The sequence below is a fragment of the Pseudomonas sp. FP1762 genome (assembly GCF_030687105.1).
GTDB classification, from domain to species: domain Bacteria; phylum Pseudomonadota; class Gammaproteobacteria; order Pseudomonadales; family Pseudomonadaceae; genus Aquipseudomonas; species Aquipseudomonas siliginis.
On sequence record NZ_CP117458.1, the window covers coordinates 4,888,253 to 4,914,348 of the forward strand.

Consider the following 26,096-nt stretch of genomic DNA (forward strand, 5'->3'; position numbering starts at 1 on the left):
CTGCCTCTTCTTAATTCTTTGCGACAGCGGGTTGGGCTGTCGTCGGCGCTACGGGTTCCCGCCAGCCAACAGCGAGGCCGTTGGCGTAGCGCAGATCGATGCGCGCAATGTTCGTAATCTGCTCTTTCAGCGTCTTGTCATAGATGGCGATAAAGCGGCGCATCTTTTCCACCAGGTTGCCGCGTCCCAGCAGCAACTCGATGCCGGGGCCGGAACTGCCGGCACCGGTGGTCAGGAACCAGCTGCCGCGTTCACGCAATTCCAGGCGTGCAATCGAAAAACCCAACGGGCGCAACATCTGGCTCAGCACCTGATACTGCTGCATCACCTGCTGCTGAGCCCGTTGTGGGCCGAACAGCTGCGGCAGGTGTTCGTAGTTCGCCAGTTCCTTGGGCGTGAACGCCTGGCCCTGGTTGTTGAGCAATGACTCGTCGCCCCAACGCGCCACCGGCAATTGCTCTTCGAGGCGGATCACTACCTGATCCGGCCACACCCGACGCACTTCGGCGTGGGCGATCCAGGGCATCTGCTCGAGCTCGGTACGCATACCGGCGAGGTCGATGGTGAAGAAGCTCGACGCCACGAACGGCGCGATCCGCTGCTGCACCGCCTGCTGGCTGATGTAGCTGAGGTCGCCCTGCACCGCGATCTTGCTGATCGGCCGGTCGGCGTACGGCAGCAGACGCTGCGCGCCTTCGTAGGTACCAAAGCCCAGCGCCACCAGCAGCACCGGCCAGAACAGGCTTTTCAGAAAGCCGAAATTGGCTTTCGGCAGGCGCGCGGACATCGGCTCTTTCGCCACCATTCGGCTGGCACCCCGCGGCACCGGCTTGCGGCCGGGTGCGGGTGGCTGATGTCTGAGATGAGCGCCTTGCATGGTCTTAACCTCGCGCCTCTGTTGCGCCTGCGTCTTCAACGCTGGCGGCCAGAATGGCCAGAACCAGTTGCTGGAAATCCAGACCGGCAGCCCGCGCCGCCATCGGCACCAGGCTGTGATCGGTCATGCCCGGTGCGGTATTGACTTCGAGGAACCAGAACTGCCCGTCGGCGTCCTGCATCACGTCCGCCCGGCCCCAACCGGCGATACCCAGCGCCTCACAGGCCTTGGCCGTGAGTTCCATGAGTTCCTGTTCCTTGGCCGCGTCCAGCCCGCACGGAATGCGGTACTGGGTATCGTTGGCGATGTACTTGGCGTCGTAGTCGTAAAATGTGTGCGGTGTACCCAGGGCGATTGGAGGCAACACCTGGTCACGCAGGGTGGCGATGGTGAACTCCGGACCTTGAATCCATTGCTCGACCAACACTTGCGAATCGTAGGTACTGGCCGCTTTCCATGCGTCGATCAACTCGGACGCAGAATTCACTTTGGCCATCCCGATACTTGAACCTTCATGCGCCGGTTTGACGATCAAAGGCAGGCCCAGTTCCGTCGCTGCGGAAATACAATCGGCTTCGCTGCACAGCACGGCGTGACGCGGCGTCGGAATCCCGAGGCTGTGCCAGACCTGCTTGGTACGCAGCTTGTCCATCGCCAGTGCCGAGGCGAGGATGCCGCTGCCGGTGTACGGGATGCCCGCGCACTCGAGCAGGCCCTGCATGCTGCCGTCTTCACCGCCGCGACCGTGGAGAATGATGAACGCGCGGTCGATCTTTTCGCTGAGCAGACGCTGCAGGAAGTCTTCACCGACATCGATGCCGAACGCATCGACGCCAGCGCTTTGCAGCGCCTCGAGCACGGCGTTGCCGGATTTCAGCGAAACCTCACGCTCGGCACTCAGGCCGCCGAAGAGCACGGCGACGCGGCCGAAGTCTTTCGGCGCGATGGTGGAGAACAGCTTGGCGTAGGCAGCAGTCATTTCAACTTCCCCTCGACCGGCGCCGCCACGGCGCCGGCGAACAATTCACTTTTCAACAGCTTCGGCGCGAGACCGCCGATGTCACCAGCGCCCTGGCACAACAGAATGTCGCCGGCGCGCAGCAGCGGCTTGACCAACGGCGCCAAGTCAACGCCACGCTCGATGTAGATCGGGTCGAGCTGACCGCGCTGACGGATGCTGTTGCACAGCTTGCGGCTGTCGGCGCCAGGGATCGGCTCTTCGCCGGCCGGATAGACTTCCATCAGCAGCAGCACGTTGGCGTCGGCCAGTACATTGACGAAGTCGTCGTACAGATCACGGGTGCGGCTGTAGCGGTGCGGCTGGTAGACCATCACCAGACGACGCTCCGGCCAGCCACCGCGCACGGCTTTGATCACGGCAGCAACTTCGGTCGGGTGGTGACCGTAGTCGTCGACCAGCATCACGTTGCCGCCGTCCACCGGCAGCTCGCCGTAGACCTGAAAGCGTCGACCGACGCCCTGGAAGCCTGACAGGCCCTGAACGATGGCTTCATCGCTGACGCCTTCGTCGGTGGCGATGCAGATGGTCGCCAGCGAGTTGAGCACGTTATGGTTGCCGGGCATGTTCACCGACACGTCCAGCGGCTCGCGATCCGGGCGCAGGACGGTGAAGAAGGTCTGCATGCCCTGCTGACGGACATTGATCGCGCGCACATCGGCGTCTTCGCTGAAGCCGTAGGTAACGGTCGGACGCTTGACCAGCGGCAGGATTTCGCGCACCACCGGATCGTCCAGGCACATCACCGCCAAACCGTAGAACGGCAGGTTGTGCAGGAATTCGACGAAGGTTTTCTTCAGTTTGTTGAAGTCACCGTCGTAGGTCGCCATGTGGTCGGCGTCTATGTTGGTGACCACGGCCACCAGCGGCTGCAGATGCAGGAAGCTCGCATCGCTTTCGTCCGCTTCGGCGATCAGGTAACGGCTGGTGCCGAGCTGGGCGTTGGTGCCCGCCGCGTTCAGACGACCACCGATCACGAATGTCGGGTCCAGACCACCGGCCGCGAACACCGAAGCGATCAGGCTGGTGGTGGTGGTTTTGCCATGGGTACCGGCGACGGCGATGCCGTGGCGATAGCGCATCAGCTCGGCGAGCATTTCTGCACGCGGCACCACTGGAATGCGGCGCTCAAGGGCAGTCGCCACTTCCGGGTTGGACGTGTTCACTGCGCTCGACACCACCAGCACGTCGGCGGTAGCGGCGTTCTCGGCACGGTGACCGATGAAGATCTGCGCGCCGAAGGTTTCCAGGCGCTCGGTGACCGGCGAGGCTTTCAGGTCGGAACCGGAGACTTGATAGCCCAGGTTCAACAACACTTCAGCGATGCCGCACATGCCCACGCCGCCGATGCCGACGAAGTGGATGCGACGGATGCGGCGCATTTCCGGTTGTGGCATGGCTTTCTGATTCTCAACCATGGGCCACCTCCAGACAGGTATCGACCACGCTACGGGTGGCATCGGGTTTGGCCAGTCGGCGGGCCGCTTGGGCCATTGCTTCGAGTCGTTGCGGTTGCATCAAGACCTCTGTCAGGCGCGCGGCAAGATCCGCGGCACCAGTCGTTCTTTGCGGCATCAGGAAGGCAGCGCCTTCGCGGGCCAAATAATCGGCGTTGCGGGTCTGGTGATCGTCGATCGCGTGGGGCAAAGGCACCAGCATCGAGGGCAGACCGGCGGCCGCCAGCTCACTGATGGTCAACGCGCCAGCGCGGCACACCACCAGGTCAGCCCAGCCATAGGCCTGGGCCATGTCTTTGATGAACGGCTGCACCTGCGCTTCCACACCCACGGCGCGGTAACGCTCGGCAGTCACTTCATCGTGGTTTTTGCCGGCCTGATGAAACACTTCCGGGCGCAGGTCGGCAGCGACTTGGGCCAGGGCTTCAGGCAGCAATTTGTTCAACGGTTCTGCGCCCAGGCTGCCGCCAAGGATCAGCAAACGCGCTTTGCGCCCGGCCAGCGCCGGTCGCGATGTGTCGAGGAACAGCTCGCTGCGCACCGGATTACCGGTGGTACGGCGGCTGTCCGACAGAGTAAAGGTGTCGGGGAACGCTTCACACACTCGGGCGGCGAACGGCACCAGCAACCGATTGGCGGTGCCGGCGACAGCGTTCTGCTCGTGAACGATCACCGGCACGCCAGCCAGTTTCGCGGCAAGACCACCAGGGCCGGTCACATAACCGCCGAAGCCAACCACGCACACCGGCTTCAGACGGCGCATGATCGCCCGCGCCTGCCACACCGATTTCAGCAGCATCAGCGGCGCCTTGAGCAGCGACAGCTTGCCCTTGCCACGCAGACCGCTGGCGTTGATCCGGTGCAGTTCAAGCCCTGCCGCCGGGACCAGTTCGTTTTCGATCCCCCGTGGCGTGCCGAGCCAGTGCACGGTGTAGCCGCGCGCCTGAAACTCGCGGGCACAGGCCAGCGCCGGGAACACGTGGCCGCCGGTACCGCCGGCCATGATCAATACGTTAGCGCCCATGAGTCGGCTCCTCGGCGAAGTCGCTCTCCTGGAATTCCATCTCTTCGCTGCCCAGGTGGGTTCGACTCTCCCACTCGATGCGCAGCAACAGGCCCAGACAGGCGCAGCAGATCACCAGCGAGCTGCCGCCGTAACTGAGGAACGGCAAGGTCAGACCCTTGGTTGGCAGCAGGCCGACGTTCACACCGATGTTGATCAGGAACTGACCAATCCACAGGAACGACAAGCCGTAAGCCACGTAAGCGGCAAAGAACTGCTTGGCCTTCTCCGCCCACAGGCCGATGTACATGCCGCGAATACACACGAACACGAACAGCGCGACGGTGCACAACGAACCCACGGCGCCCAGTTCTTCGGCAAGTACCGAGAACACGAAGTCGGTGTGCGCTTCCGGCAGATAAAACTGTTTCTGCACGCTGTTGCCCAGGCCGACGCCCAGCCACTCGCCGCGACCGAAAGCGATCAAGGCCTGCGACAACTGATAGCCGGCACCGAACTGGTCGGCCCACGGGTCGGCGAAGTTGGTCAGACGCGCCATTCGATACGGCTGCATCTGAATCAGCAGAACCACCGCGCCAACCGCCAGCACCACCATCAGCGAGAAGCGGAACAGCCCGACCCCGCCAAGGAACAGCATCGCCGCCGCCGCGCCCATCATGACTACGGTGGCACCGAAGTCCGGTTCCATCAGCAACAGACCCGCCATCGGCAGCAGGACGATGAACGGCTTGAAGAAGCCCATCCAGCTCTCGCGCACTTCTTTCTGCCGGCGCACCAGATAACCGGCGAGGTAGATCACCACGAACACCTTGGCGATTTCCGACGGCTGCACGTTGAAGAAGCTGAAACCGATCCAGCGCATCGAACCGTTCACTTCGCGGCCGATGCCGGGGATGATCACCATCACCAACAGGCCGAACGCACCGATCAGCATCATCCAGCCGAGGCGCTGCCAAGTGGCGATCGGGATCATCATGGTGACAATGCACGCGCCCAGACCCAGCACCACATAGATAAGGTGGCGAATCATGTAATACAGCGGACTGCCCGACTGCGCCGCCGCCACTTCGGTGGACGCCGAAGCGATCATGATCAGGCCCAGGCCGAGCAGCGCCAGGCAACCGGCGAGCATCGGGAAGTCGAGGTCGATGCCACGCCCGGTGATCAGCGGCGACGGGTACGGCTTGATGATGTTTCTCAAGTTCATGCCAGTTCCTCCACAGCGCGGACGAACTGGTGACCACGGTCTTCGTAATTCTTGAACATGTCGAAACTGGCGCAGGCCGGAGACAGCAGCACCACGTCACCCGGCTGGGCAGCTGCGCGGCATTGCGCGACGGCGTCGACCAGCGAGGTCGCGCGGATCAGCGGCACGGCATCGCCAATGGCCTCGCCGATCTTGTCGGAGTCACGCCCCATCAGCACCACGGCGCGGCAGTTGGCCGCCACCGGATCGCGCAGATCGTTGAATTCGGCGCCTTTGCCGTCACCGCCGGCGATCAGAATGACCTTGCCGTCGATGTCCGCACCGAGGCCTTCGATGGCCGCCAGAGCGGCGCCAACGTTGGTGGCTTTGGAATCGTTGTAATAGGCCACGCCATCGAGATCGCGCACCCACTGGCAGCGGTGTTCGAGCCCGGCAAACGTGCGCAGCGCCGCGAGCATGGCGTCGAACGGCAGACCCACAGCGTGACCCAGTGCCAATGCGGCGAGCGCGTTGGACTGGTTATGCGCACCGCGAATCTTCAGTTCACGCACGGGCATCAGGTTCTGGAATTCGAAGGAGAGGTACTTCTCGCCGTCTTCTTCGCGAATGCCGAACGCTTTGAAATCCGGTTTGCTCAGGCCAAAGGTCCAGCATGGCTGACCTTCACCGATCAATGGACGGCTCAGGGCATCCTGACGGTTGACCACAAACTGCTTCGCGCCCCGGAAGATCCGGTGCTTGGCCAGGTGATAGGCCGGCAGACCGCTGTAGCGATCCATGTGGTCTTCGCTGATGTTCAGTACGGTGGCGACTTCGGCGTTGAGCTGGTCGGTGGTTTCCAGCTGGAAACTCGACAACTCCATGACGTACAGCTCGACGTCATCGCTGAGCAGGTCCAGCGCTGGCGTGCCGAGGTTGCCGCCAACGGCGACGCGCTTGCCGGCCGCAGCCGCCATCTCACCGACCAGCGTGGTCACGGTGCTTTTCGCGTTGGAGCCGGTGATCGCGACGATCGGCGCCCGCGCGTAACGCGCGAACAACTCGATGTCGCCAGACATTTTCACGCCACGGGCAGCGGCGGCTTGCAGGGCCGGAGTCGCCAGCGCCAAGCCGGGGCTTACGTAGAGCTCGTCGGCACGGCAGAGGAATTCGACGTCCAGCTCGCCACAACGCACTTCCACGTGCGGATAGTCACGCTTGAGCGTGGCCAGTTCCGGTGGATTTTCCCGCGTGTCGGCCACAGCAAACGACGTGCCCCGGTTCGCCAGGAAGCGAACCAGGGACATGCCGCTCTTGCCGAGGCCGACAACGATGCGGAAGTGGTCAGAAGCGATCAGAGACACTCGTTCTACCTCAGCTTCAGGGTGGCAAGGCCGACCAGGACGAGAATCACGGTGATGATCCAGAAACGGACGATCACGCGCGGCTCGGGCCAGCCCTTGAGTTCAAAGTGGTGGTGAATCGGCGCCATGCGGAACACGCGGCGACCGGTCAGCTTAAAGGAGGCAACCTGAATGACCACTGACAGGGTTTCCATCACGAACACGCCGCCCATGATGAACAGGACGATTTCCTGACGGACGATCACCGCGATGGTGCCCAGTGCCGCGCCGAGTGCCAGGGCACCGACGTCGCCCATGAACACCTGCGCTGGATAGGTGTTGAACCAGAGGAAACCGAGGCCGGCACCGATCAGTGCACCGCAGAACACGATCAATTCGCCTGCGCCCGGCACGTAAGGAATCAGCAGGTATTCGGCGAACTTCACGTTGCCCGACAGGTAGCAGAAAATCCCCAGGCCGCCGCCGACCATCACCGTCGGCATGATCGCCAGGCCGTCGAGGCCGTCAGTCAGGTTGACCGCGTTGCTCGAACCGACAATGACGAAGTAGGTCAGCACGATGAAACCGGCGCCCAGCGGGATGCTGTAGTCCTTGAGCATCGGCAGAATCAGCGTGGTTTCCACCGGCGTCGCGGCAGTCATATAAAGGAAGATCGCAGCGCCGAGGCCGAACACCGACTGCCAGAAATACTTCCAGCGGCTCGGCAGGCCACGGGAGTTCTTCTCGATGACTTTGCGGTAATCGTCGACCCAGCCGATGGCGCCGAACAGCAGGGTCACCAGCAGCACCACCCAGACGTAGCGGTTGCTCAGGTCAGCCCAGAGCAAGGTGCTGACGCCGATCGAAGACAGAATCAGCGCGCCACCCATGGTCGGCGTACCGGATTTGGACAGGTGCGATTGCGGACCGTCGTTACGCACCGATTGGCCGATCTGACGGTTCTGCAGAGTACGGATCATCCACGGGCCATAGCACAGCGACAAGACCAGCGCGGTCAGCACACCGAGAATCCCGCGCAGGGTCAGGTACTGGAAGACCGCGAAGCCTTTGTAGAACTGTTGCAGATACTCCGCTAGCAGCAGCAGCATTAATGTTTCTCCAGACTGGACCCGCACAGAGCCGCAACGATGTTTTCCATCGCTGCGCTGCGCGAACCCTTGATCAAAATGGTGGTGTTTGTGTCCTGCTCGGCGGCGAGGGCCTGGATCAGCTCGGCCTGGGTGCCGAAGTGCTGCGCCTGCTCACCGAAAGCGTTTACCGCGTGGACCATGTTCGGCCCGACCGCGTAAAGCGCAGAAACCTTGCCTCGGGCGTACTCGCCCACGTCGCGGTGCCCCTGCTCCGCCCAGTCGCCCAACTCGCCGATATCGCCGAGCACCAGGACGGTGCGGCCGGAAAAGCCGGCGAGTATATCAACGGCCGCGCACATCGAGGTGGGGTTTGCGTTGTAGGTGTCATCGATCACGCGCATGCCGTTTTTTGCCAGTTGCGCGACGGTGCGCCCCTTGACCGGTTGCACCGCACCGAGGCCGGTGGCGATGCCGAACAGCGACACGCCCAAGGCGTGAGCAGCAGCGGCGGCAGCCAGGGCATTGGCGACGTTATGAGTACCGAGCAGGTTCAGTTGCACGCGCTCGCTACCTTCAGGCGTGTGCAGATTGAACGCCGGGCAACCACGGGCATCGGTGGCCAGATCGCTGGCGTGGAAATTCGCCTCGCTGTTGCTGAGAGCGAAGGTCAGCACCTGACGACCGGCAGCGCGGGTCCTCCAGATACCGAAGGCCTTGTCATCGAGGTTGAGCACGGCGATGCCATCGGCGGCCAGACCCTCGATGATTTCACCTTTGGCTTCGACGATTTTTTCCGGACCGCCGAACTCACCGACGTGAGCGGTGCCGGCGTTGTTCAGAATCGCTACGTGCGGCTTGGTCAGGCCGACGGTGTAGGCGATTTCACCGAGACGCGAAGCGCCCAGTTCGATCACGGCGGAGGTGTGTTCCGGCGCCAGTTCGATCAGGGTCAGCGGGACGCCGAGGTCGTTGTTCAGGTTGCCACGGGTCGCCAGCACCGGACCGCGCGTGCGCAGGATGCTCGCGAGCATTTCCTTGACCGTGGTCTTGCCACTGGAACCGGTCACCGCCGCCACTGGCTGGGTGAACGCAGCACGGTTCAACGCGCCGAGTTGGCCCAGCGCCTGACGGGTGTCCTTGACCAGCAATTGCGGCAACGCGCTGTCGGCGACTTCGCGCTCGACCAGTGCCGCCACGGCGCCTTTGCCGGCAACGTCGTTCAGATAATCATGACCGTCGAAACGCGGGCCGGTCAGGGCGATGAACAACTGACCAGGCTGGATCGCACGGCTGTCGATGCTGACGCCGTCGAAACTCGCATCAGCGCCGATCAAACGGGCTTCGAGGACGTTGGTCAGTTCACTGAGTGTCAGGGCCTTAAGCATGGGCCACCTCCCACGCGGTCAGGGCATGATCGGCCTCGACCAGATCGGAAAAGGCATGGCGCACGCCGTTGATTTCCTGATAGTCCTCGTGACCTTTGCCGGCGAGAACAATCACGTCGTCAGCGGTCGCGCCGGCGATAAGTTGCGCGATGGCCTGGCCGCGACCGGCGACGAAAGTGACTTTATCCACAGCGGTGAAACCGGCGCGGATGTCGTCGAAGATCACTGCCGGATCTTCAGTGCGCGGGTTGTCGTCGGTGACCAACACCTGGTCAGCCAGACGCTCGACCACTTCGGCCATCAACGGACGTTTGCCGCGATCGCGATCACCGCCGCAGCCGAACAGGCACAGCAGTTGGCCTTTGACGTGCGGGCGCAGCGCAGTGAGAACCTTTTCCAGCGCATCGGGCGTGTGGGCGTAATCGACCACCACCAGCGGCTGCGTGCCGCCACCCAGACGCTGCATGCGCCCGGCCGGGCCTTCGAGCTTCGGCAGCACTTTGAGAATTTCGTCGAGGGCGTAATCCAGGCCAAGCAAGGCGCCGACTGCGGCCAGTACGTTACTCAGGTTGAAACGACCAAGCAGCGTACTGCGCAGGTGATGCTCGCCCTGCGGCGTGACCAGCGTGGCGCGCACGCCATGATCGTCGAACTGCGCTTCGCGGCAAAACAGGTAGGCGCTGCTATCCAGCAGGCTGTAGGTGATCAAACGCGACACGCGTTTTTCCGCCGCCAGTTGCCGGCCGAAATCGTCGTCGAGGTTGACCACGCGGCACTTCAGGTCATTCCAGGCGAACAGCCGGGCCTTGGCCTCGGCGTACGCCTGCATGGTGCCGTGATAATCCAGGTGATCGCGGGACAGGTTGGTCATCACCGCCACGTCGAAGGCCAGCGCGGTGACCCGGCCCTGATCCAGACCGTGGGACGACACTTCCATGGCCACGGCTTTCGCGCCGGCCTTTTTCAGGTCGCCCAGGGTCGCTTGCACGGCAATCGGATTCGGCGTGGTGTGCAGGCCGCTTTCCAGCGCGCCGTAGAAACCGGAACCCAGCGTACCGACGATGCCGCAATGCTGGCCGAGCAGATCCAGCGCCTGCGCGACCAATTGGGTCACGCTGGTCTTGCCATTGGTGCCGGTGACACCGATCAGGTTCAGGTGATGACTCGGCTCACCGTAAAAACGCCCGGCAATGTCCGAAAGTTGCGCCGCCAGACCCTTGACCGGAATCAGCGGCACGTCAGTGATCGGCAGCACGGTGGCGCCTTCGACTTCATAAGCCACGGCAGCCGCGCCGCGTTGCAAGGCATCGGCGATATGCGCACGGCCATCGAAACGGCCGCCGGGCACGGCAAGAAACAAGTCGCCGGCGCGCACGTTGCGGCTGTCCAGCGCCAGTTCACGGATCAACAGATCGTGGCCGGCGTGGGGAAATATCTTGTTCAGACTTAATGACATCAGCCGCGCCCTCCATTGGCTTTCAGCGGAACGACCGGGGTGGCGTTGGCCTGTTGGGTGGTCGGCAGGTTGTCCGGGGTCACGTTCATCAGGCGCAGGGTGCCGGACATCACACGGCTGAACACTGGCGCCGACACCAGACCACCGAAGTAACCGGCCTTGGTTGGCTCATCAATCACCACAACAATGGCGTAACGCGGATCGCTCATCGGGCCGAAGCCGGCGAACAGCGAACGGTAGGAGTTTTCTGCGTAGCCCTTGGTGCCGACCGAAGTCTTGCGCGCGGTACCCGACTTGCCGCCGACGTGATAAGCCGGCACCTGCGCACGGAACACGCCGCGCGGCGCTTCGATTACCTGCTGCAACATGCCCTGCATGGTTTTCGCCACGGCTTCCGGCAGCACTTGGGTGGTCTGCGGCATCTTGTCGGTTTTGATCAGCGTCAGCGGCGCGAGACGACCGTTGTTGGCCAGTGCCGAGAACGCGTGCACCAACTGGATCGCGGTCACGGAAATACCATAGCCGTAAGACAAGGTTGCAGTTTCAGCCTTGCGCCATTCGCGGTAGTTGGGCAGATTGCCGACGCGTTCGCCGGGGAAGCCCAGGCCGGTGTCCTGACCGAGGCCGACTTTCTGCGCGAGACGGAAAATGGTTTCGCCGCCGATATCGAAGGCGACTTTACTCATGCCGACGTTACTGGAATTGATCAGGATGCCGGTCAGATCGAGCACTGGCCCTTCGGTCTTCGACACGTCTTTAATGGTGTATTTGCCGATCTGCAACGAGCCCGGATACACCTCGACGGTGTCGCTCGGTTTCCAGCGGCCGGTTTCGATTGCCGCGCTCATGGAAATGGCTTTCATGGTCGAACCCGGCTCGAACACGTCGATCATGGCGCGGTTGCGCATCATCGCCGGTTGCAGGTTGCGACGGTTGTTCGGGTTGTAGGTCGGCTGGTTGACCATGGCCAGGATCTCGCCGGTCTTTACGTCCATGATCACCAGACTGCCGGCCTTGGCGCCGTTTTCGATGATCGCGTTGCGCAGCTCGCGGTTGGCCAGGTATTGCAGACGCAGGTCAATCGACAACGCCAAGGGCTTGCCGGCCTTGGCGTTCTTGGTGACTTGAACATCCTTGATCAACCGGCCACGGCGATCCTTGATGACTTGTCGTTTGCCCGGCACCCCGGCCAGCCATTCGTCATAGGCCAGCTCGACGCCTTCGCGACCGTGATCGTCGATGTCGGTAAAGCCGACCATGTGCGCGGTGACTTCACCGGCCGGGTAGAAGCGGCGGAATTCTTCGATGCCGTAGACGCCCGGCACTTTCAGATCGAGCACAGCCTGACCCTGCTCGGGGGTCAGCCCGCGCACCAGATAAATGAATTCTTTGTTGGCCTGGGCTTCGAGGCGTTCGCTCAGCGCTTTCGGGTTCTGGCCCAGCGCGGCGGCGAGTGCCGGCCACTTCTCTTTGGCCGACTGCATTTCCTTGGCGTTGGCCCACAGCGTGGTCACTGGGGTACTGACAGCCAGAGGCTCGCCGTTACGGTCGGTGATCAGGCCACGGTGCGCCGGAATCGGAATATGCCGCAGGCTGCGCGCATCGCCCTGCCCTTTGAGGAAGTCACGGTCGACCACTTGCAGGTCGATGATGCGCCAGCAGATCGCTGCGACCATCAGACCGAGCAGCGCCACCATCAGGCGGAAGCGCCATGGGAACAGCGCGCCTTCGAGTTTCATCATGGCGCCACCATCTTCACGTCAGCCGCGCCAGGTATGTGCATCTTCAGTTGTTCGGTGGCCAGCACTTCGATGCGGCTGTGCGCAGTCCAGGTGCTCTGCTCGAGAATCAAGCGGCCCCACTCGGCCTGCGCCTTGTCGCGCACGCTCAGTTCGTTATAAAGGGTGTTGAGCAACTGCCGGTTCCAGTGCGCGCTGTACGACACGGCAATGGCCGAAAACAGCACGCCGATAAACAGCAGCAGCATCAGAAAGCTGCCGCCGGGCAGTGGTTTGGCGAAAAGCTTGCTCACCGCAACTTCTCCGCGACACGCATGACGGCGCTACGGGAACGTGGGTTGGCTTTGAGTTCGGCGTCGGAGGCCGTCTGCGCTTTGCCGTGGATTTTGATTTTCGGTTCGAAGGCGACGTGGCGAACCGGCAGGTTGCGCGGCAGGTTGTCGGCCTCGCCTTTCACCAGCTTGCGCATGAACAGTTTGACGATGCGGTCTTCCAGCGAGTGGAAGCTGATGACCACCAGACGGCCGCCAACTTCCAGCGCTTCCAGCGCGGCGTCGAGGCCGGCTTCCAGATCGCCGAGTTCGTTATTGACGTGAATGCGCAAACCCTGGAACGCGCGGGTAGCTGGGTTCTTGCCCTTTTCCCACGCCGGGTTGGCGACTTTCAGCACTTCGGCCAGATCGGCGGTGCGCTCGAACGGCTTGATGTCACGGCGCTCGGCGACGGCACGGGCCATACGCCCGGAGAAACGTTCTTCGCCGTATTCCTTGAACACCCGGGCGATTTCTTCCACCGGCGCGGTGTTGACGAATTCGGCAGCGCTGATGCCACGGGACGGGTCCATGCGCATGTCAAGTGGACCGTCATTGAGGAAACTGAAGCCGCGCTCGGCATCATCGAGCTGCGGCGACGACACGCCGAGGTCGAGCAGAATGCCGCTGACCTTGCCGGTCAGGCCTTGCTCGGCAACCACCGAACCGAGCTCGGCAAAGCTGCGCTGCACAACGACAAAGCGGCCGTCTTCGGCCGCTAGCGTTTGCCCGGTGGCAATCGCTTGAGGATCCTTGTCGAATCCGATGAGTCGACCGTCCGGCCCGAGCTGGCTGAGGATCAGCCGACTGTGCCCGCCGCGCCCGAACGTGCCGTCCAGATAGCAGCCATCAGGACGTACGGCGAGAGCCTCGACGGCTTCGTCAAGCAGTACGGTGATGTGGTTAAAGCCGCTATCAATAGTCACAGGATCAAATCACGCAGTTCATCAGGCATCGCGCCCGGTTGTTGAATAGCAGCAAGGTCAGCGGCAGATACCGCATTCCATGCATCCTCGTCCCACAATTGGAACTTGTTCAGTTGGCCGACCAGCATCGCGCGCTTATCGAGCTTGGCGTATTCGCGCAAACGCGGCGGAACCAGGAAACGACCACTGCCATCGAGTTCGAGGTCGACGGCATTACCAATCAATAAACGTTGCAGGCGACGGTTCTCTTCGCGAAGCGAAGGGAGTGCGCGCAACTTGGTTTCAATAATTTCCCACTCATCGAGCGGATAGACACACAGGCACGGATCAACGGCATCAATGGTCACGATCAATTGGCCGGAACTGCGCGAATCGAGCTCGTCACGGTACCGGCTCGGCATGGCGAGACGGCCCTTTGCATCGAGACTGATAGCGTTAGCTCCGCGAAACACGTCAGCGTTTCTCCAATTTTTATCGTTTTGAGCTCAAAAAACCCACTTCATGCCACTTTCCGCCACTTGCGCACACTATAGGAATGCGCCCACCACACCGTCAAGGCGCGGATTAAAGGAAAAGCCTTACAGAACGGAGATTTAGCGACGTAAAAGGAGGCTCAACGAGAATCTGACGTGAAGTTTTGGTCAATAACTTGATGCAGCACTGAAAGCTGCGCTCGAAAGTTAAAGTAGTTTGTTAAGAGTAAGATTTTTTCGGTATTACAAAGGCGCTTCGGCTGTTGATTGAAGCAGGGTGGGAAAAGGCTATTACCGCGTTTGCCGCTGCCGGAATTTCAGACCAGGCCGGCTGATATTACACAGCCGCGTCTTTTTTGTTTCAAGCAGGGAAAGAAAAAGGTGGAGAGTCGATCTGTAAGCCGGGTTCTGTCTTGAACAGTCATTCGTCTACGATGGCCATCACTGGACATCTTTAGCAACCTACCCGGTCCCAGCGCGGGCCACGCCTTGGGACCCTATTTGGTCTTGCTCCAAGTGGGGTTTACCTAGCCACGAACTGTTGCCAGACGTGCGGTGCGCTCTTACCGCACCTTTTCACCCTTACCGGCGCTTGCGCGCTTAGGCGGTTATTTTCTGTGGCACTTTCCGTAGGCTCACGCCTCCCAGGCATTACCTGGCACTTCGCCCTATGGAGCCCGGACTTTCCTCCCCCCCCTAATTTTCATAGAGGGCAGCGACTGTCCGATCGACTCTCCGCCGCGAAGGTTAACGGCAGAGCGCCGGAAGAACAAGCGCTAAAACCCTCAGGAACGCCATGGGCGACGGCTTACACGCCTTTCTGTTTATCCAGCGCCACCTGATACAACACGTTTTTGCGCTCGCCAGTGATTTGCGCTGCCAGTGCGGCGGCGCGCTTGAGCGGCATTTCCTCAAGCAGCAAATCGAGGATGCGCATGGCTTCGCTGCTGACCGCGTCCTCCGACTCCGGCGCCGTCCAGCCGGCCACCAGAACCACGCACTCGCCGCGCTGCTGATTGCTGTCGGACTCGACGAACGCACGCAGTTCGCTGAGCGGCAGGCCTTTGAGGGTTTCGAAGGTTTTGGTGATTTCCCGCGCCAGCAGAGCCTGACGCTCGCCGCCAAACACTGCTTCCATATCCTGCAGGCATTCGAGAATGCGATGCGGCGCTTCATAGAAAATCAGCGTGCGCGGTTCTTCTTTAACCGCTTCCAGACGCGCTTTGCGTCCGACCGACTTGGCCGGCAGGAAACCTTCGAAGATAAAACGGTCGGACGGCAATCCCGCCGCCGACAGCGCCGCGATCAAAGCGCAGGCACCCGGCACCGGCACCACGTTGATGCCGGCGGCACGGGCCTGACGCACCAGGTGATAACCCGGATCGGAGATAAGCGGCGTGCCGGCATCGGAGATCAGCGCGACGTTGTCGCCCGCCAGCAATCGGGTAATAAAGCGGCTACCCTCATCCCGTTCGTTGTGTTCGTGACATGCGGCCAGCGGCGTACCGATGCCGAAGTGCTGCATCAGGCGCGCCGAATGCCGGGTGTCTTCCGCTGCAATCAGCGCCACTTCACGCAGGATTTTCAAGGCCCGGGCGCTGATGTCGTCCAGGTTGCCGATGGGCGTCGCCACCACATAAAGCGAGCCAGCAGCGGAATTCAAAGGACCTGGAGCAGTCAAAGCGCACACCTCGTGATCGGTAAAAGCGGCCATTGTAGCGCGTCATGAGGCTTGCGATGCGCTCCCGCCGAGTGCGGTTTTTCGCCCGGTTGTGCGCTGCCGCAACATTTACTCCAGCTAAATTGACCGATTCACGCCAGTAACATCGCGCCCCGGCCAGTGCTTGGGTACAATTCCACGCTAATTTGATCGAGTATCAGGAACACTTACATGATCGCTTGCCTGCGGCTGTTCACTGCCCTCTGCCTCGCTGCCTTGTTGGCCGCGTGTGCCAGCTCCCCTTCCTCCAGCCTTGGCGAACTTCCACGGACTCCGGACGCCAGCATCGAGCAACTGCTCGAACAGGCTGCGCAGGCTAAAACCCCGGAACAAGCCGCCCTGCTGCGCCTGAGCGCGGCGGACCAGGCTTACCGCCAAGGCAATGCCGGCCAGTCCGCGCAAATCCTGCAACAAGTGCCGGTGGAGCAACTCAAGCCAGGCCAGCAGATTTTCGCCAATACGCTGTCCGCCGAACTGGCCATGACGCGCAATCAGCCGAAAGCTGCGCTGACCGCCCTGAGCCATCCGAGCTTCCAGAAGCTCGGGGAAATGCCGGAAGAGCAGCAAGTGCGCACTGGCACTGTTCACGCCCGCGCCCTTGAAGCCGATGGCCAGACACTGGCCGCTGCCCGTGAGCGTGTGTTCATCGCACCGATGCTGGAAGGCGAAGCGGCGAGCAAGAACCACGAAGCGATCTGGACCCTGATCGCTTCGCTGCCAACCGATCAATTGCAACCGAACAACACCGACGATCTCGGGGGTTGGATGGCTCTGGCGCAAGCGGTGAAAACCGCAGGCACGTTGGAACAGCAACAAGCCGCGATCGACAACTGGCGTGCGCAGAATCCAAAGCACCCGGCGGCGATCAACCTGCCGCTGCCGCTGACCAAGCTCAAGGAACTGGCCAGCCAGCCACTGAGCAAAATCGCCCTGCTGCTGCCACAGGACGGCCAGTTGGCGTCGGTCGGCAAAGCGCTGCGTGAAGGCTTCATGGCCGCGCATTATCAGGCGCAACAGGCCGGCCAGAACCCACCTGCCATCGAGTTCTACGACAGCTCGAAGCTGACTTCGATGGACGAGTTCTATCGCAAGGCTCAGGCTGACGGCGTGCAACTGGTAGTCGGCCCGCTGGAAAAACCACTGGTCAAGCAACTGAGCACTCGCCCGCAACTGCCAATCACCACCCTGGCGCTGAACTACAGCGAAGGCGAGCAAGGCCCGGCGCAGTTGTTCCAGTTCGGCCTGGCGGCTGAAGACGAAGCTCGCGAAGTTTCCCGTCGCGCTCGTGCCGACGGCCTGCATCGCGCCGCTATCATGGTACCGAAGGGCGAATGGGGCGATCGCGTCCTGCGTGCCTTCAGCCAGGACTGGCAAGCCAATGGCGGCAGCATCGTTGCCACCGAGCGTGTCGATCAGCCGGTGCAACTGGCCCAGCAGATTGCCGACATGTTCCAGCTGCGCCAGAGCGAAGCCCGCGCCAAGAGCCTGCAGAATGTTGCCGGCACCAATGTCGCCGCGCAGCCTTCGCGTCGTCAGGACATCGAATTCATCTTCTTGGCCGCCACGCCGCAACAGGCCCAGCAGATCAAGCCGACCCTGAATTTCCAGTACGCCGGTGACGTCCCGGTCTACGCGACCTCCCACGTCTACAGCGCCAGCGGCGACGTCAATCAGTACAACGACATGAACGGCATTCGCTTCTGCGAAACCCCATGGCTGCTGGAAACCAGCGATCCGCTGCGCCAGCAAGTAGCTGCGCAATGGCCGCAAGCCAATGGCAGCCTCGGTCGCCTGTACGCCATGGGCGCCGACGCCTATCGCCTGGCACCGCGCCTGGGCCAACTCAAGGCCCTGCCGGACAGCCGCATCGAAGGTCAGTCGGGCAGCCTCGGCATGACCCAGACCCAGCGCGTTGTGCGCCAGTTGCCGTGGGCACAGTTCGTCAGCGGTCAGGTGCAGCGCCTGCCGGACACCCCGCGCTGATGCCCGACAGGTCACGCTCGCAAAGCGGCAAGGATGCCGAGCGCCAGGCGCTCGAACATCTGCAACAACAAGGTCTGCGCCTGTTGGCGCAGAACTGGTTATGCAAACGCGGCGAGCTTGATCTGGTCATGCTTGATGGCGATACAGTAGTATTCGTTGAAGTTCGCTACAGAAAAAACACTCAATGGGGTGGCGCGCTCGCCAGTATCGACGAGCGCAAGCAGCAGAAACTGATCTTTGCAGCACAGTATTTTCTTCAGCGCGAGTCGCGTTGGGCCAATTCCCCCTGCCGCTTCGATGTGGTGGCAATCGACAGCCACCCGAATCAGCTGAACTGGTTGCAGAATGCTTTCGACAGTTGATCGCCTGCACCCTGCCCCGTTTTCGTCCGACACATTTTGCTCTTTGCTTTGCCGGCTGCACATTCACGTGCCGAACAGCCGCGCCACTTAAGGTCACACAGATGGACATGCAATCCCGAATTCGCCAGCTTTTTCAGGCCAGTATCGACACCAAGCAACAGGCGATGGACGTACTTGCACCGCACATCGAGCAAGCCAGCCAGATCATGGTCAACGCCCTGCTCAACGAAGGCAAAATGCTCTCGTGCGGCAACGGTGGTTCGGCCGGCGATGCCCAGCATTTTTCTTCGGAGCTGCTCAACCGCTTCGAGCGCGAGCGTCCGAGCCTGCCGGCGATTGCGCTGACCACCGACACTTCGACGATCACCTCGATCGCCAACGATTACAGCTACAACGAAGTGTTCTCCAAGCAGATCCGCGCGCTCGGCCAGCCGGGCGATGTATTGCTGGCGATTTCGACCAGCGGCAACTCGGCGAACATTATTCAAGCGATCCAGGCCGCACATGATCGCGAAATGATTGTCGTAGCTTTGACCGGACGCGATGGCGGCGGCATGGCGTCGCTGCTGTTGCCCGAGGACGTAGAGATTCGCGTACCGGCCAACGTCACTGCACGTATTCAGGAAGTCCACTTGCTGGCGATCCATTGCCTCTGCGATCTGATCGACAGCCAACTGTTCGGGAGTGAAGAATGACCCCTAATCGCCTTGGCCTTCTGGCCTTGACCCTGTGCCTCGGCATCAGCGGCTGCACCTCGGTGGTAAATGCCAGCCGTGAAGCGCCGATCGAAGACGACCGTGGCACGCGCACCTTCGGCAGCAAGATCGACGACTCGCTGATCGAAACCAAAGCAGGCGTGAACATCGCCAAGGCCGATCCGGCACTGGACAACGACTCGCACATCGTCATTACCAGCTTCAACGGCGTGGTATTGCTCGCCGGCCAGACGCCACGCGAAGACCTCAAGGCCAAAGCCGAACAGGCCGCCGCCAACGTCCAGCGCGTGAAGAAGGTGCATAACGAACTGCAAGTGCTGCAACCGTCCTCCCTGCTCGCGCGCCAGAACGACGCGTGGCTGACCACCAAGATCAAGACCCAGATGCTCACCGACGCCAGCATTCCTGGCTCGCGCATCAAAGTCGTGACCGAGAATGGCATCGTCTATCTGCTGGGCCTGCTGACCAAACAGGAAGCCACTCAGGCAACCAATCTGGTTCAGGGTGTGTCCGGTGTGCAGAAGATCGTGAAGCTGTTCGAATACATCGACTGACCTGATTACGCAGGAGTTGTGTAGGAGCTGACAAGTGCAACGAGGCTGCGATCTTTTGATCTTGCTTTTAAAAATCAAAAGATCGCAGCCTCCGGCAGCTCCTACACGACCAATGCAGGCACAAAAAAGGCGATCCATCCGGATCGCCTTTTTTTATTTCACAACCTTCAAGCTTGGCCGGCCACTCGGACGTGGCGGCTCGCTGCCCGGTGGCGGCGAGTCGTCATCCGGATCGATGTCTTCCTCGTCGTCCATCGGCAACTCGAGGTCAAACACCATGCCCTGGCCGTTCTCCCGGGCGTAGATGCCCAGGATCGCGCTGATCGGCACGTAGAGACTGTGCGGAACACCGCCGAAGCGGCCTTCGAACGTGACCACGTCGTTATCCATGTGCAGATGACGCACGGCACTCGGCGAGATGTTCAGGACGATCTGGCCGTCACTGGCAAAACCCTGTGGCACCTGCACCGCCGGGTACTCGGAGTTGACCAGCATGTGCGGGGTGCAATCGTTATCCACAATCCACTCGTAGAGCGCGCGGACCAGATAAGGTCGACTGGAGTTCATAGCGGCTCCTTAAGCCTTAGCGCATATCGCGTTCGACACCAGACAGACTCGCCTGGAAAGCCTCACGCGCAAACTGACGCTCCATATAATCAAGCAGCGGCTTGGCCGGCCGCGGCAGTTCAATACCCAGAATCGGCAAACGCCAGAGTATGGGTAATAGGCAGCAATCCACCAGACTTTGTTCCTCACTGAGGAAGAACGGTTTGTCGGCAAACAGCGGCGAAACGCCGGTCAGGCTTTCGCGCAATTCCTTGCGCGCCACGACCCGTGCGGCCTCTTTGCTCTTGGGATCCAGAATCAGATCCACCAGCCCGCACCAGTCACGCTGAATCCTGTGGATCAGCAGACGACTGTTGGCCCGCGCCACCGGATAAACCGGCATCAGCGGCGGGTGCGGGTAACGCTCATCCAGATACTCCATCACCACGGTCGACTCCCACAACGCCAGGTCACGATCGACCAGCGTCGGCAGACTGCCGTAAGGGTTCACCTCAATCAGTTTAGGCGGCTGGCGGCCCGCTTCCACGTAGATGATTTCGGCGCTGACACCCTTCTCTGCAAGCACGATGCGCACTCGGTGGGAATAGTGGTCGGCGGGGTCGGAGTAACAGGCCAACCGATTGGTCACGCCCATGGCGATCCTCCTCGCTTGTTGAATTTGTCGGAACCGGAAAAACGCGCGCGCCCAGAGGGCACCTCCCGCAGGGTCTGACTGAGCAGATCCTGCTTTAGCGGAGGCGCCCTTGGGCGCGCGCGATTAACAGCAATGCTTGAAGCGTATCAGTGCACGTCTTTCCAGTATTCACGCTTGAGCAGGTAGGCGAACACAAAGAAGAACGCCAGGTACAGCAAGACATAAGTACCGATGCGCTGATGTTGCAGCTTAACCGGGTTAGCCGAGTAAGCCAGGAAGGTTACCAGATTCTTGACCCTCTCATCGAACTGCTCTTCGTTCAGAGCACCGGACTTCGGCACGATGGTCAACTGATCACACGCTTCATGAGTCAGCGGCGTGCCGGTCAGCGGATCGTATTGCTTCTTGCCGTCCTCGACGATCTGCACCTGCTTGCAGCCGACGACCTGCCGACCTTGCAGGCCGACCAGCACGTTAGGCATGCCGACGTTCGGGAAGACCTTGTTGTTCACGCCCCATGGACGCGCCGGATCTTCGTAGAACGACTTCAGGTAACCGTAGAGCCAGTCGGTGCCACGTACCCGCGCTACCAGAGTCAGGTCCGGCGGCGCTGCGCCGAACCAGGTCTTGGCGTCGGCCGGCTGCATGCCGATGTTCATGTGGTCGCCAATCTTGGCACCGGTGAACACCAGCTTCTCCAGCATCAGCTCGTGCGGGATGCCAAGGTCATCGGCGACGCGCTCGTAACGCTGGAACTTGGCACTGTGACAACCCATGCAATAGTTGGCAAAGGTCCGTGCACCATCCTGCAGGGCGGCTTTGTCGGAGACGTCGATATCGACACTTTCCAGTTCCGGACCATGGCCCCCGGCAGCAAAAGCCAGGGAAGGCAGCGCAGTAAAAATCAGAGCAAGAAATAACTTTTTCATCAGCCAGTCACCCTTTCCGGAACCGGTTTGGTCTTCTCGAGCCGGGTGTAGAACGGCATCAGAATGAAGTAGGCGAAATACAGGAAGGTGCAGACCTGCGACAGCAACGTGCGCCCCGGCGTCGGCGCAAGAACGCCGAGGATGCCGAGAATCACGAAAGAAATGCAGAACACCACCAGCCAGATTTTGCTCATCCAGCCCTTGTAGCGCATCGACCTCACCGGACTGCGATCCAGCCATGGCAGCACGAACAGCACCGCAATCGCCGCACCCATGGCGATAACGCCCATGAGCTTGTCCGGCACCGCACGCAGGATTGCGTAGAACGGAGTGAAGTACCAGACCGGGGCAATGTGCTCAGGCGTCTTGAACGGGTTAGCCGGCTCGAAGTTTGGTTTTTCGAGGAAGTAGCCGCCCATTTCCGGGAAGAAGAACACAATAAAGCAGAAGATGAACAGGAACACCACGACGCCGACAATGTCCTTCACCGTGTAGTACGGGTGGAACGCGATGCCGTCCAGCGGGATGCCGTTTTCGTCTTTGTGCTTCTTGATATCGACGCCGTCAGGGTTGTTCGAGCCCACTTCGTGCAGCGCCAGAATGTGCAACACCACCAGACCGAGAATCACGATCGGCAGCGCGACAACGTGCAAGGCGAAGAATCGGTTCAGGGTGATTCCGGAGATCAGGTAGTCACCACGAATCCACTGGGTCAGGTCATCGCCGATCAGCGGAATCGCGCCGAACAGCGAGATGATCACCTGGGCGCCCCAGTACGACATCTGGCCCCACGGCAGCAGGTAACCCATGAACGCTTCGGCCATCAGTGCCAGGTAGATCAGCATGCCGAACACCCAGACCAGCTCGCGCGGTTTCTGGTACGAGCCGTAGAGCAGGCCGCGGAACATGTGCAGATAGACGACGATGAAAAACGCCGAAGCGCCGGTCGAGTGCAGCAGACGCAGGATCGAACCGTACTCGACGTCGCGCATGATGTATTCGACGGAGGCGAAGGCCTCTTCTGCCGACGGCGTGTAGCTCATCGTCAGCCAGACACCGGTAACGATCTGGTTGACCAGCACCAGCAGCGCCAGTGAGCCGAAGAAATAGAAGAAGTTGAAGTTTTTTGGTGCGTAATATTTGCTGAGATGGTCTTCCCACATTTTGGTCGCGGGAAAGCGCGCATCAACCCAATCCATGAACTTGCTCATCACGCTTTCTCCGTATCGACGCCAATGACAATCAGGTCATCGGTCTCATAGGAATGCGGGGGAACTGGCAGGTTCAAAGGCGCAGGTTGCGACTTGTAGACGCGGCCAGCCAGATCGTAGTGGGAGCCGTGGCACGGGCAGAAATAGCCGCCTACCCAGTCCTTGCCCAGATCCGCAGGTGCCACTTCGGGACGGAAGGTCGGTGAGCAACCCAGGTGCGTACAGATCCCGATCAGCAGGAGAATCTCCGGCTTGATCGAGCGTACTTCCGGGTCGACATAAGTGGGTTGCGTGGAGTTTTTGGAGGTCGGATCGGAGAGCTGACCCTCGATCTTCTTGAGATTCCCCAGGATTTCCTCGGTACGGCGGACAATGAACACCGGCTGGCCGCGCCATTCAGCAATCATCTGCTGGCCTGGCTCGATTTTGCTGACATTCACTTTCACCGGTGCACCGGCAGCTTTCGCCTTGGCACTGGGAAACCATGACCCCACGAACGGGACCGCAGCCCCCACCGCTCCTGCAGCACCCACCACGGATGTGGCTGCCACCAGGAAGCGACGCCGGCCTGCATTCACGCCGTCATTGCTCATTCAGTCCTCTCCCATCAGCTTTTTTGGCCTGTTAAATCAGGCGTCTACTAAATAAATCAAATGTTACTTATAAAAATTTTGCCCGAATGGTAATGAAAACCCCCAATTCTGACAAGGTTAATTCCCCGGGGCTCAACCCCTCAAGCCTTGGAGTATAGGGGGTCTACGGCTGTGGCAAGTTGTCACAACGCAATTCTTTGATAAATCGCACGCATAAAAAAACGCCCGCTTCCGTGAGGAGGCGGGCGTTCTTTTTTGAACGTGGAAGCGGAATTAACGCTTCGAGTACTGCGGACGCTTACGCGCTTTACGCAGACCAACTTTCTTACGTTCAACTTCACGGGCGTCGCGGGTAACGAAGCCAGCTTTGCGCAGAGCGCTACGCAGGGTTTCGTCGTAGTCCATCAGAGCGCGGGTGATGCCGTGGCGGATTGCGCCAGCCTGACCACTTACACCACCGCCGATCACGGTGACGTAGATGTCGAACTTCTCGACAGTCTCGGTCAGCTCCAGCGGCTGACGAACTACCATGCGGGCAGTTTCGCGGCCGAAGAAGTTATCCAGCGAACGGTTGTTGATGGAGATGTTACCAGTACCCGGACGCAGGAAAACGCGTGCGGTTGCGGTCTTGCGACGGCCAGTGCCGTAATTTTGAGTCGCCGACATAATGAACTATTCCGTTAAATCTTCAGTTCTTGGGGCTGCTGAGCAGTATGAGGGTGTGCAGCGCCCGCATAGACTTTCAGCTTACGGTACATGTCGCGACCCAGTGGGTTTTTAGGCAGCATGCCTTTAACCGCGGTCTCGATCACGCGCTCAGGGGCTTTGGCGATCAGCTTTTCAAAGTTGATCGACTTGATGCCGCCCGGGAAACCGGAGTGGGAGTAGTACATTTTGTCAGTGGTTTTAGCGCCGGTAACACGGATCTGCTCGGCGTTGATGACGACGATGTAGTCGCCGGTGTCAACGTGAGGAGTGTACTCAGGCTTGTGCTTGCCACGCAGACGGCTCGCGATTTCGGTGGCCAGACGACCCAGGGTCTGACCAGCAGCGTCGACGACAAACCAGTCGCGCTTTACTGTTTCCGGTTTAGCAGTAAAAGTTTTCATTCTTTATAGCCTCAGGGGCCGCCTGTAAATAAGACGGCGGATCTTACTGAATAGTGCGTACTTTGACAAGTCAAAGGCAGCCGGATACAGACGCTTTCGGGGGCTCGGGTCGGCGCGTCCGTTCAACGGCAAGATTCTTCGGCGGCGGCGCATCACTTCCACTGCAGAAAGAGGTCGGCAATTATGCAGATTGCGAAAAATTTTTCAACCTGCTTTTATGATTGTTTTGCCCAAGGAGCACCCGATGGACTATCGCCAGCTAGGCCGTACCGATCTGAACGTGAGTGCAATCTGCCTCGGCACCATGACCTGGGGCGAGCAAAACACTGAAGCTGAAGCCTTCGCCCAGATCGAAAGGGCCAAGGAAGCCGGGATCAATTTCCTCGACACTGCCGAAATGTATCCGGTGCCGCCCAAAGCCGAAACCTACGCCACCACCGAGCGCTACATCGGCAATTACTTCAAGAGTCGCGGTGACCGTGCCGACTGGATCCTCGCCAGCAAGATCGCCGGCCCCGGCAACACCATCGACTACATCCGCGACAAGAACCTGCGCCACAACCGCCAGCACATCACCGAGGCGCTGGACGGCAGTCTCAAGCGCCTGCAGACCGATTACATCGATCTGTACCAACTGCACTGGCCGGAACGCAGCACCAACTTTTTCGGACAGCTGGGCTACAAGCACAAGATCGAAGCCAACCTGACGCCGCTGGAAGACACCCTCGAAGCCCTCGACGAACAGGTGAAGGCCGGCAAGATTCGCCACATCGGTCTGTCCAACGAGACGCCGTGGGGCACCATGCGCTTTCTGGCTTTGGCCGAAGCCCGTGGCTGGCCGCGTGCAGTGTCGATCCAGAACCCGTACAACCTGCTCAACCGCAGCTTCGAAGTCGGCTTGGCCGAGATCGCCATCCGCGAACAGTGCGGCCTGCTCGCCTATTCGCCACTGGCGTTCGGCTTCCTCTCCGGCAAGTACGAAGGCGGCGCCCGACCACCGAAAGGACGCCTGAGCCTCTACAGCCGCTTCAGCCGCTATTTCAACCCGCAATCCGAAGCGGCGTGCAGCCGTTACGTTGCATTGGCCCGTGAACACGGTCTGGACCCGGCGCAAATGGCACTGGCCTTCGTGACCCAGCAACCCTTCGTCACCAGCAACATCATTGGCGCAACGACGCTTGAGCAACTGGACAGCAACATTGCCAGTTTTGATCTGAAACTGTCCGATGAAGTGCTGGCCGGGATCGAGGCGATTCACAAGGATCATCCGAATCCCGCGCCGTAACTGACCGCCAAAGGCTTCGCGAGCAGGCTCGCTCCCACAGGTACGGTGATCCCCTGTGGGAGCGAGCCTGCTCGCGAAGAGGCCAGTCGGATTACCTCAACAGCGGAACGCGGAGCGTCCCCGGCGGCATTCCCACGCAGAGCGTAG

At 60.7% G+C, this 26,096-nt stretch carries 26 protein-coding genes and 1 other RNA gene; 5 read left to right on the forward strand and 22 right to left on the reverse strand.

Annotated elements, in window-relative coordinates; genetic code table 11:
• Window positions 1–10 precede the first annotated feature (10 nt).
• From PSH90_RS21695 to rsmI, 15 genes are all read right to left on the reverse strand, one after another.
• Window positions 11–877 (reverse strand): cell division protein FtsQ/DivIB, encoded by an 867-nt coding sequence (locus PSH90_RS21695; RefSeq protein WP_073473459.1) that lies wholly within the window; start codon window positions 875–877, stop codon window positions 11–13.
• A gap of 4 nt (window positions 878–881) precedes the next feature.
• Window positions 882–1,856, reverse strand: a complete 975-nt coding sequence (locus tag PSH90_RS21700; RefSeq protein ID WP_016773280.1) for a D-alanine--D-alanine ligase — start codon at window positions 1,854–1,856, stop codon at window positions 882–884.
• Window positions 1,853–3,313 carry a UDP-N-acetylmuramate--L-alanine ligase gene (gene murC / locus PSH90_RS21705; protein WP_024014243.1) on the reverse strand — a complete coding sequence of 487 codons (1,461 nt, stop codon included), beginning with the start codon at window positions 3,311–3,313 and terminating at the stop codon, window positions 1,853–1,855. The genes PSH90_RS21700 and murC overlap by 4 nt, the downstream gene beginning before the upstream one ends.
• Window positions 3,306–4,376 carry an undecaprenyldiphospho-muramoylpentapeptide beta-N-acetylglucosaminyltransferase gene (gene murG, locus PSH90_RS21710; RefSeq protein ID WP_016773277.1) on the reverse strand — a complete coding sequence of 357 codons (1,071 nt, stop codon included), beginning with the start codon at window positions 4,374–4,376 and terminating at the stop codon, window positions 3,306–3,308. Before murG ends, murC begins: the two co-directional genes overlap by 8 nt.
• Entirely contained in the window at window positions 4,366–5,583 is a 1,218-nt protein-coding gene (gene ftsW, locus PSH90_RS21715; RefSeq protein WP_016773276.1) for a putative lipid II flippase FtsW, read from the reverse strand. The genes murG and ftsW overlap by 11 nt, the downstream gene beginning before the upstream one ends.
• Window positions 5,580–6,926 (reverse strand): UDP-N-acetylmuramoyl-L-alanine--D-glutamate ligase, encoded by a 1,347-nt coding sequence (gene murD / locus PSH90_RS21720; RefSeq protein WP_236168913.1) that lies wholly within the window; start codon window positions 6,924–6,926, stop codon window positions 5,580–5,582. Before murD ends, ftsW begins: the two co-directional genes overlap by 4 nt.
• Window positions 6,927–6,931: 5 nt before the next feature.
• Entirely contained in the window at window positions 6,932–8,014 is a 1,083-nt protein-coding gene (mraY, locus tag PSH90_RS21725) for a phospho-N-acetylmuramoyl-pentapeptide-transferase (RefSeq protein WP_016773275.1), read from the reverse strand.
• The gene (gene murF / locus PSH90_RS21730) at window positions 8,014–9,381 is read right to left on the reverse strand and encodes a UDP-N-acetylmuramoyl-tripeptide--D-alanyl-D-alanine ligase (protein ID WP_150741843.1); all 1,368 of its coding nucleotides are present in this window, start codon (window positions 9,379–9,381) and stop codon (window positions 8,014–8,016) included. The genes mraY and murF overlap by 1 nt, the downstream gene beginning before the upstream one ends.
• A complete protein-coding gene (locus tag PSH90_RS21735) occupies window positions 9,374–10,837 on the reverse strand; it encodes a UDP-N-acetylmuramoyl-L-alanyl-D-glutamate--2,6-diaminopimelate ligase (RefSeq protein ID WP_236168911.1) in 1,464 nt (487 codons plus the stop codon). Before PSH90_RS21735 ends, murF begins: the two co-directional genes overlap by 8 nt.
• Window positions 10,837–12,576, reverse strand: coding sequence for a penicillin-binding protein 2 (locus PSH90_RS21740; RefSeq protein ID WP_174823877.1), 1,740 nt, complete (start codon window positions 12,574–12,576; stop codon window positions 10,837–10,839). The genes PSH90_RS21735 and PSH90_RS21740 overlap by 1 nt, the downstream gene beginning before the upstream one ends.
• On the reverse strand, window positions 12,576–12,869 hold the full coding sequence (gene ftsL, locus PSH90_RS21745; RefSeq protein ID WP_016773269.1) for a cell division protein FtsL: 294 nt from the start codon (window positions 12,867–12,869) through the stop codon (window positions 12,576–12,578). Before ftsL ends, PSH90_RS21740 begins: the two co-directional genes overlap by 1 nt.
• Window positions 12,866–13,813, reverse strand: coding sequence for a 16S rRNA (cytosine(1402)-N(4))-methyltransferase RsmH (gene rsmH, locus PSH90_RS21750; protein WP_024014247.1), 948 nt, complete (start codon window positions 13,811–13,813; stop codon window positions 12,866–12,868). Before rsmH ends, ftsL begins: the two co-directional genes overlap by 4 nt.
• The gene (mraZ, locus tag PSH90_RS21755; RefSeq protein WP_007917012.1) at window positions 13,810–14,265 is read right to left on the reverse strand and encodes a division/cell wall cluster transcriptional repressor MraZ; all 456 of its coding nucleotides are present in this window, start codon (window positions 14,263–14,265) and stop codon (window positions 13,810–13,812) included. Before mraZ ends, rsmH begins: the two co-directional genes overlap by 4 nt.
• Before the next feature lie 402 nt (window positions 14,266–14,667).
• Window positions 14,668–15,021: RNase P RNA component class A (rnpB, locus tag PSH90_RS21760), an RNA gene on the reverse strand.
• 73 nt (window positions 15,022–15,094) lie between these two features.
• A complete protein-coding gene (gene rsmI / locus PSH90_RS21765; RefSeq protein ID WP_016773267.1) occupies window positions 15,095–16,000 on the reverse strand; it encodes a 16S rRNA (cytidine(1402)-2'-O)-methyltransferase in 906 nt (301 codons plus the stop codon).
• Between the two features lie 177 nt (window positions 16,001–16,177).
• Between rsmI and PSH90_RS21770 the strand changes: the two genes are divergently transcribed.
• From PSH90_RS21770 to PSH90_RS21785, 4 genes are all read left to right on the forward strand, one after another.
• Complete coding sequence (locus tag PSH90_RS21770) at window positions 16,178–17,989, forward strand: penicillin-binding protein activator (protein WP_073473468.1); 1,812 nt, start codon at window positions 16,178–16,180, stop codon at window positions 17,987–17,989.
• Window positions 17,989–18,351, forward strand: coding sequence for a YraN family protein (locus PSH90_RS21775; RefSeq protein ID WP_016773265.1), 363 nt, complete (start codon window positions 17,989–17,991; stop codon window positions 18,349–18,351). Before PSH90_RS21770 ends, PSH90_RS21775 begins: the two co-directional genes overlap by 1 nt.
• Window positions 18,352–18,452: 101 nt before the next feature.
• A complete protein-coding gene (locus PSH90_RS21780; RefSeq protein ID WP_008082788.1) occupies window positions 18,453–19,046 on the forward strand; it encodes a phosphoheptose isomerase in 594 nt (197 codons plus the stop codon).
• Complete coding sequence (locus PSH90_RS21785) at window positions 19,043–19,621, forward strand: BON domain-containing protein (protein WP_024014250.1); 579 nt, start codon at window positions 19,043–19,045, stop codon at window positions 19,619–19,621. The genes PSH90_RS21780 and PSH90_RS21785 overlap by 4 nt, the downstream gene beginning before the upstream one ends.
• A gap of 153 nt (window positions 19,622–19,774) precedes the next feature.
• Here the strand turns inward: PSH90_RS21785 and PSH90_RS21790 are convergent, their stop codons facing one another.
• The 7 genes from PSH90_RS21790 to rplM all read right to left on the reverse strand — a co-directional run bounded on the left by PSH90_RS21790 (window position 19,775) and on the right by rplM (window position 24,664).
• Window positions 19,775–20,188, reverse strand: coding sequence for a ClpXP protease specificity-enhancing factor (locus PSH90_RS21790; protein ID WP_016773263.1), 414 nt, complete (start codon window positions 20,186–20,188; stop codon window positions 19,775–19,777).
• A 16-nt stretch (window positions 20,189–20,204) separates the two neighbouring features.
• Window positions 20,205–20,822: a glutathione S-transferase N-terminal domain-containing protein gene (locus PSH90_RS21795; protein WP_007961620.1), complete on the reverse strand. Its 618-nt coding sequence runs from the start codon at window positions 20,820–20,822 to the stop codon at window positions 20,205–20,207.
• A 146-nt stretch (window positions 20,823–20,968) separates the two neighbouring features.
• Window positions 20,969–21,751, reverse strand: coding sequence for a cytochrome c1 (locus PSH90_RS21800; RefSeq protein ID WP_305381514.1), 783 nt, complete (start codon window positions 21,749–21,751; stop codon window positions 20,969–20,971).
• On the reverse strand, window positions 21,751–22,962 hold the full coding sequence (locus PSH90_RS21805; protein WP_016773261.1) for a cytochrome bc complex cytochrome b subunit: 1,212 nt from the start codon (window positions 22,960–22,962) through the stop codon (window positions 21,751–21,753). Before PSH90_RS21805 ends, PSH90_RS21800 begins: the two co-directional genes overlap by 1 nt.
• Entirely contained in the window at window positions 22,962–23,555 is a 594-nt protein-coding gene (gene petA, locus PSH90_RS21810; RefSeq protein ID WP_007917031.1) for a ubiquinol-cytochrome c reductase iron-sulfur subunit, read from the reverse strand. Before petA ends, PSH90_RS21805 begins: the two co-directional genes overlap by 1 nt.
• A gap of 273 nt (window positions 23,556–23,828) precedes the next feature.
• Complete coding sequence (gene rpsI / locus PSH90_RS21815) at window positions 23,829–24,221, reverse strand: 30S ribosomal protein S9 (RefSeq protein ID WP_003228056.1); 393 nt, start codon at window positions 24,219–24,221, stop codon at window positions 23,829–23,831.
• 14 nt (window positions 24,222–24,235) lie between these two features.
• Entirely contained in the window at window positions 24,236–24,664 is a 429-nt protein-coding gene (gene rplM, locus PSH90_RS21820) for a 50S ribosomal protein L13 (RefSeq protein ID WP_003228062.1), read from the reverse strand.
• Window positions 24,665–24,908: 244 nt separating this feature from the next.
• Here rplM and PSH90_RS21825 point away from each other — a divergent pair, with 244 nt between their 5' ends.
• Window positions 24,909–25,949: an NADP(H)-dependent aldo-keto reductase gene (locus PSH90_RS21825; RefSeq protein ID WP_039761359.1), complete on the forward strand. Its 1,041-nt coding sequence runs from the start codon at window positions 24,909–24,911 to the stop codon at window positions 25,947–25,949.
• Window positions 25,950–26,096: the final 147 nt, after the last annotated feature.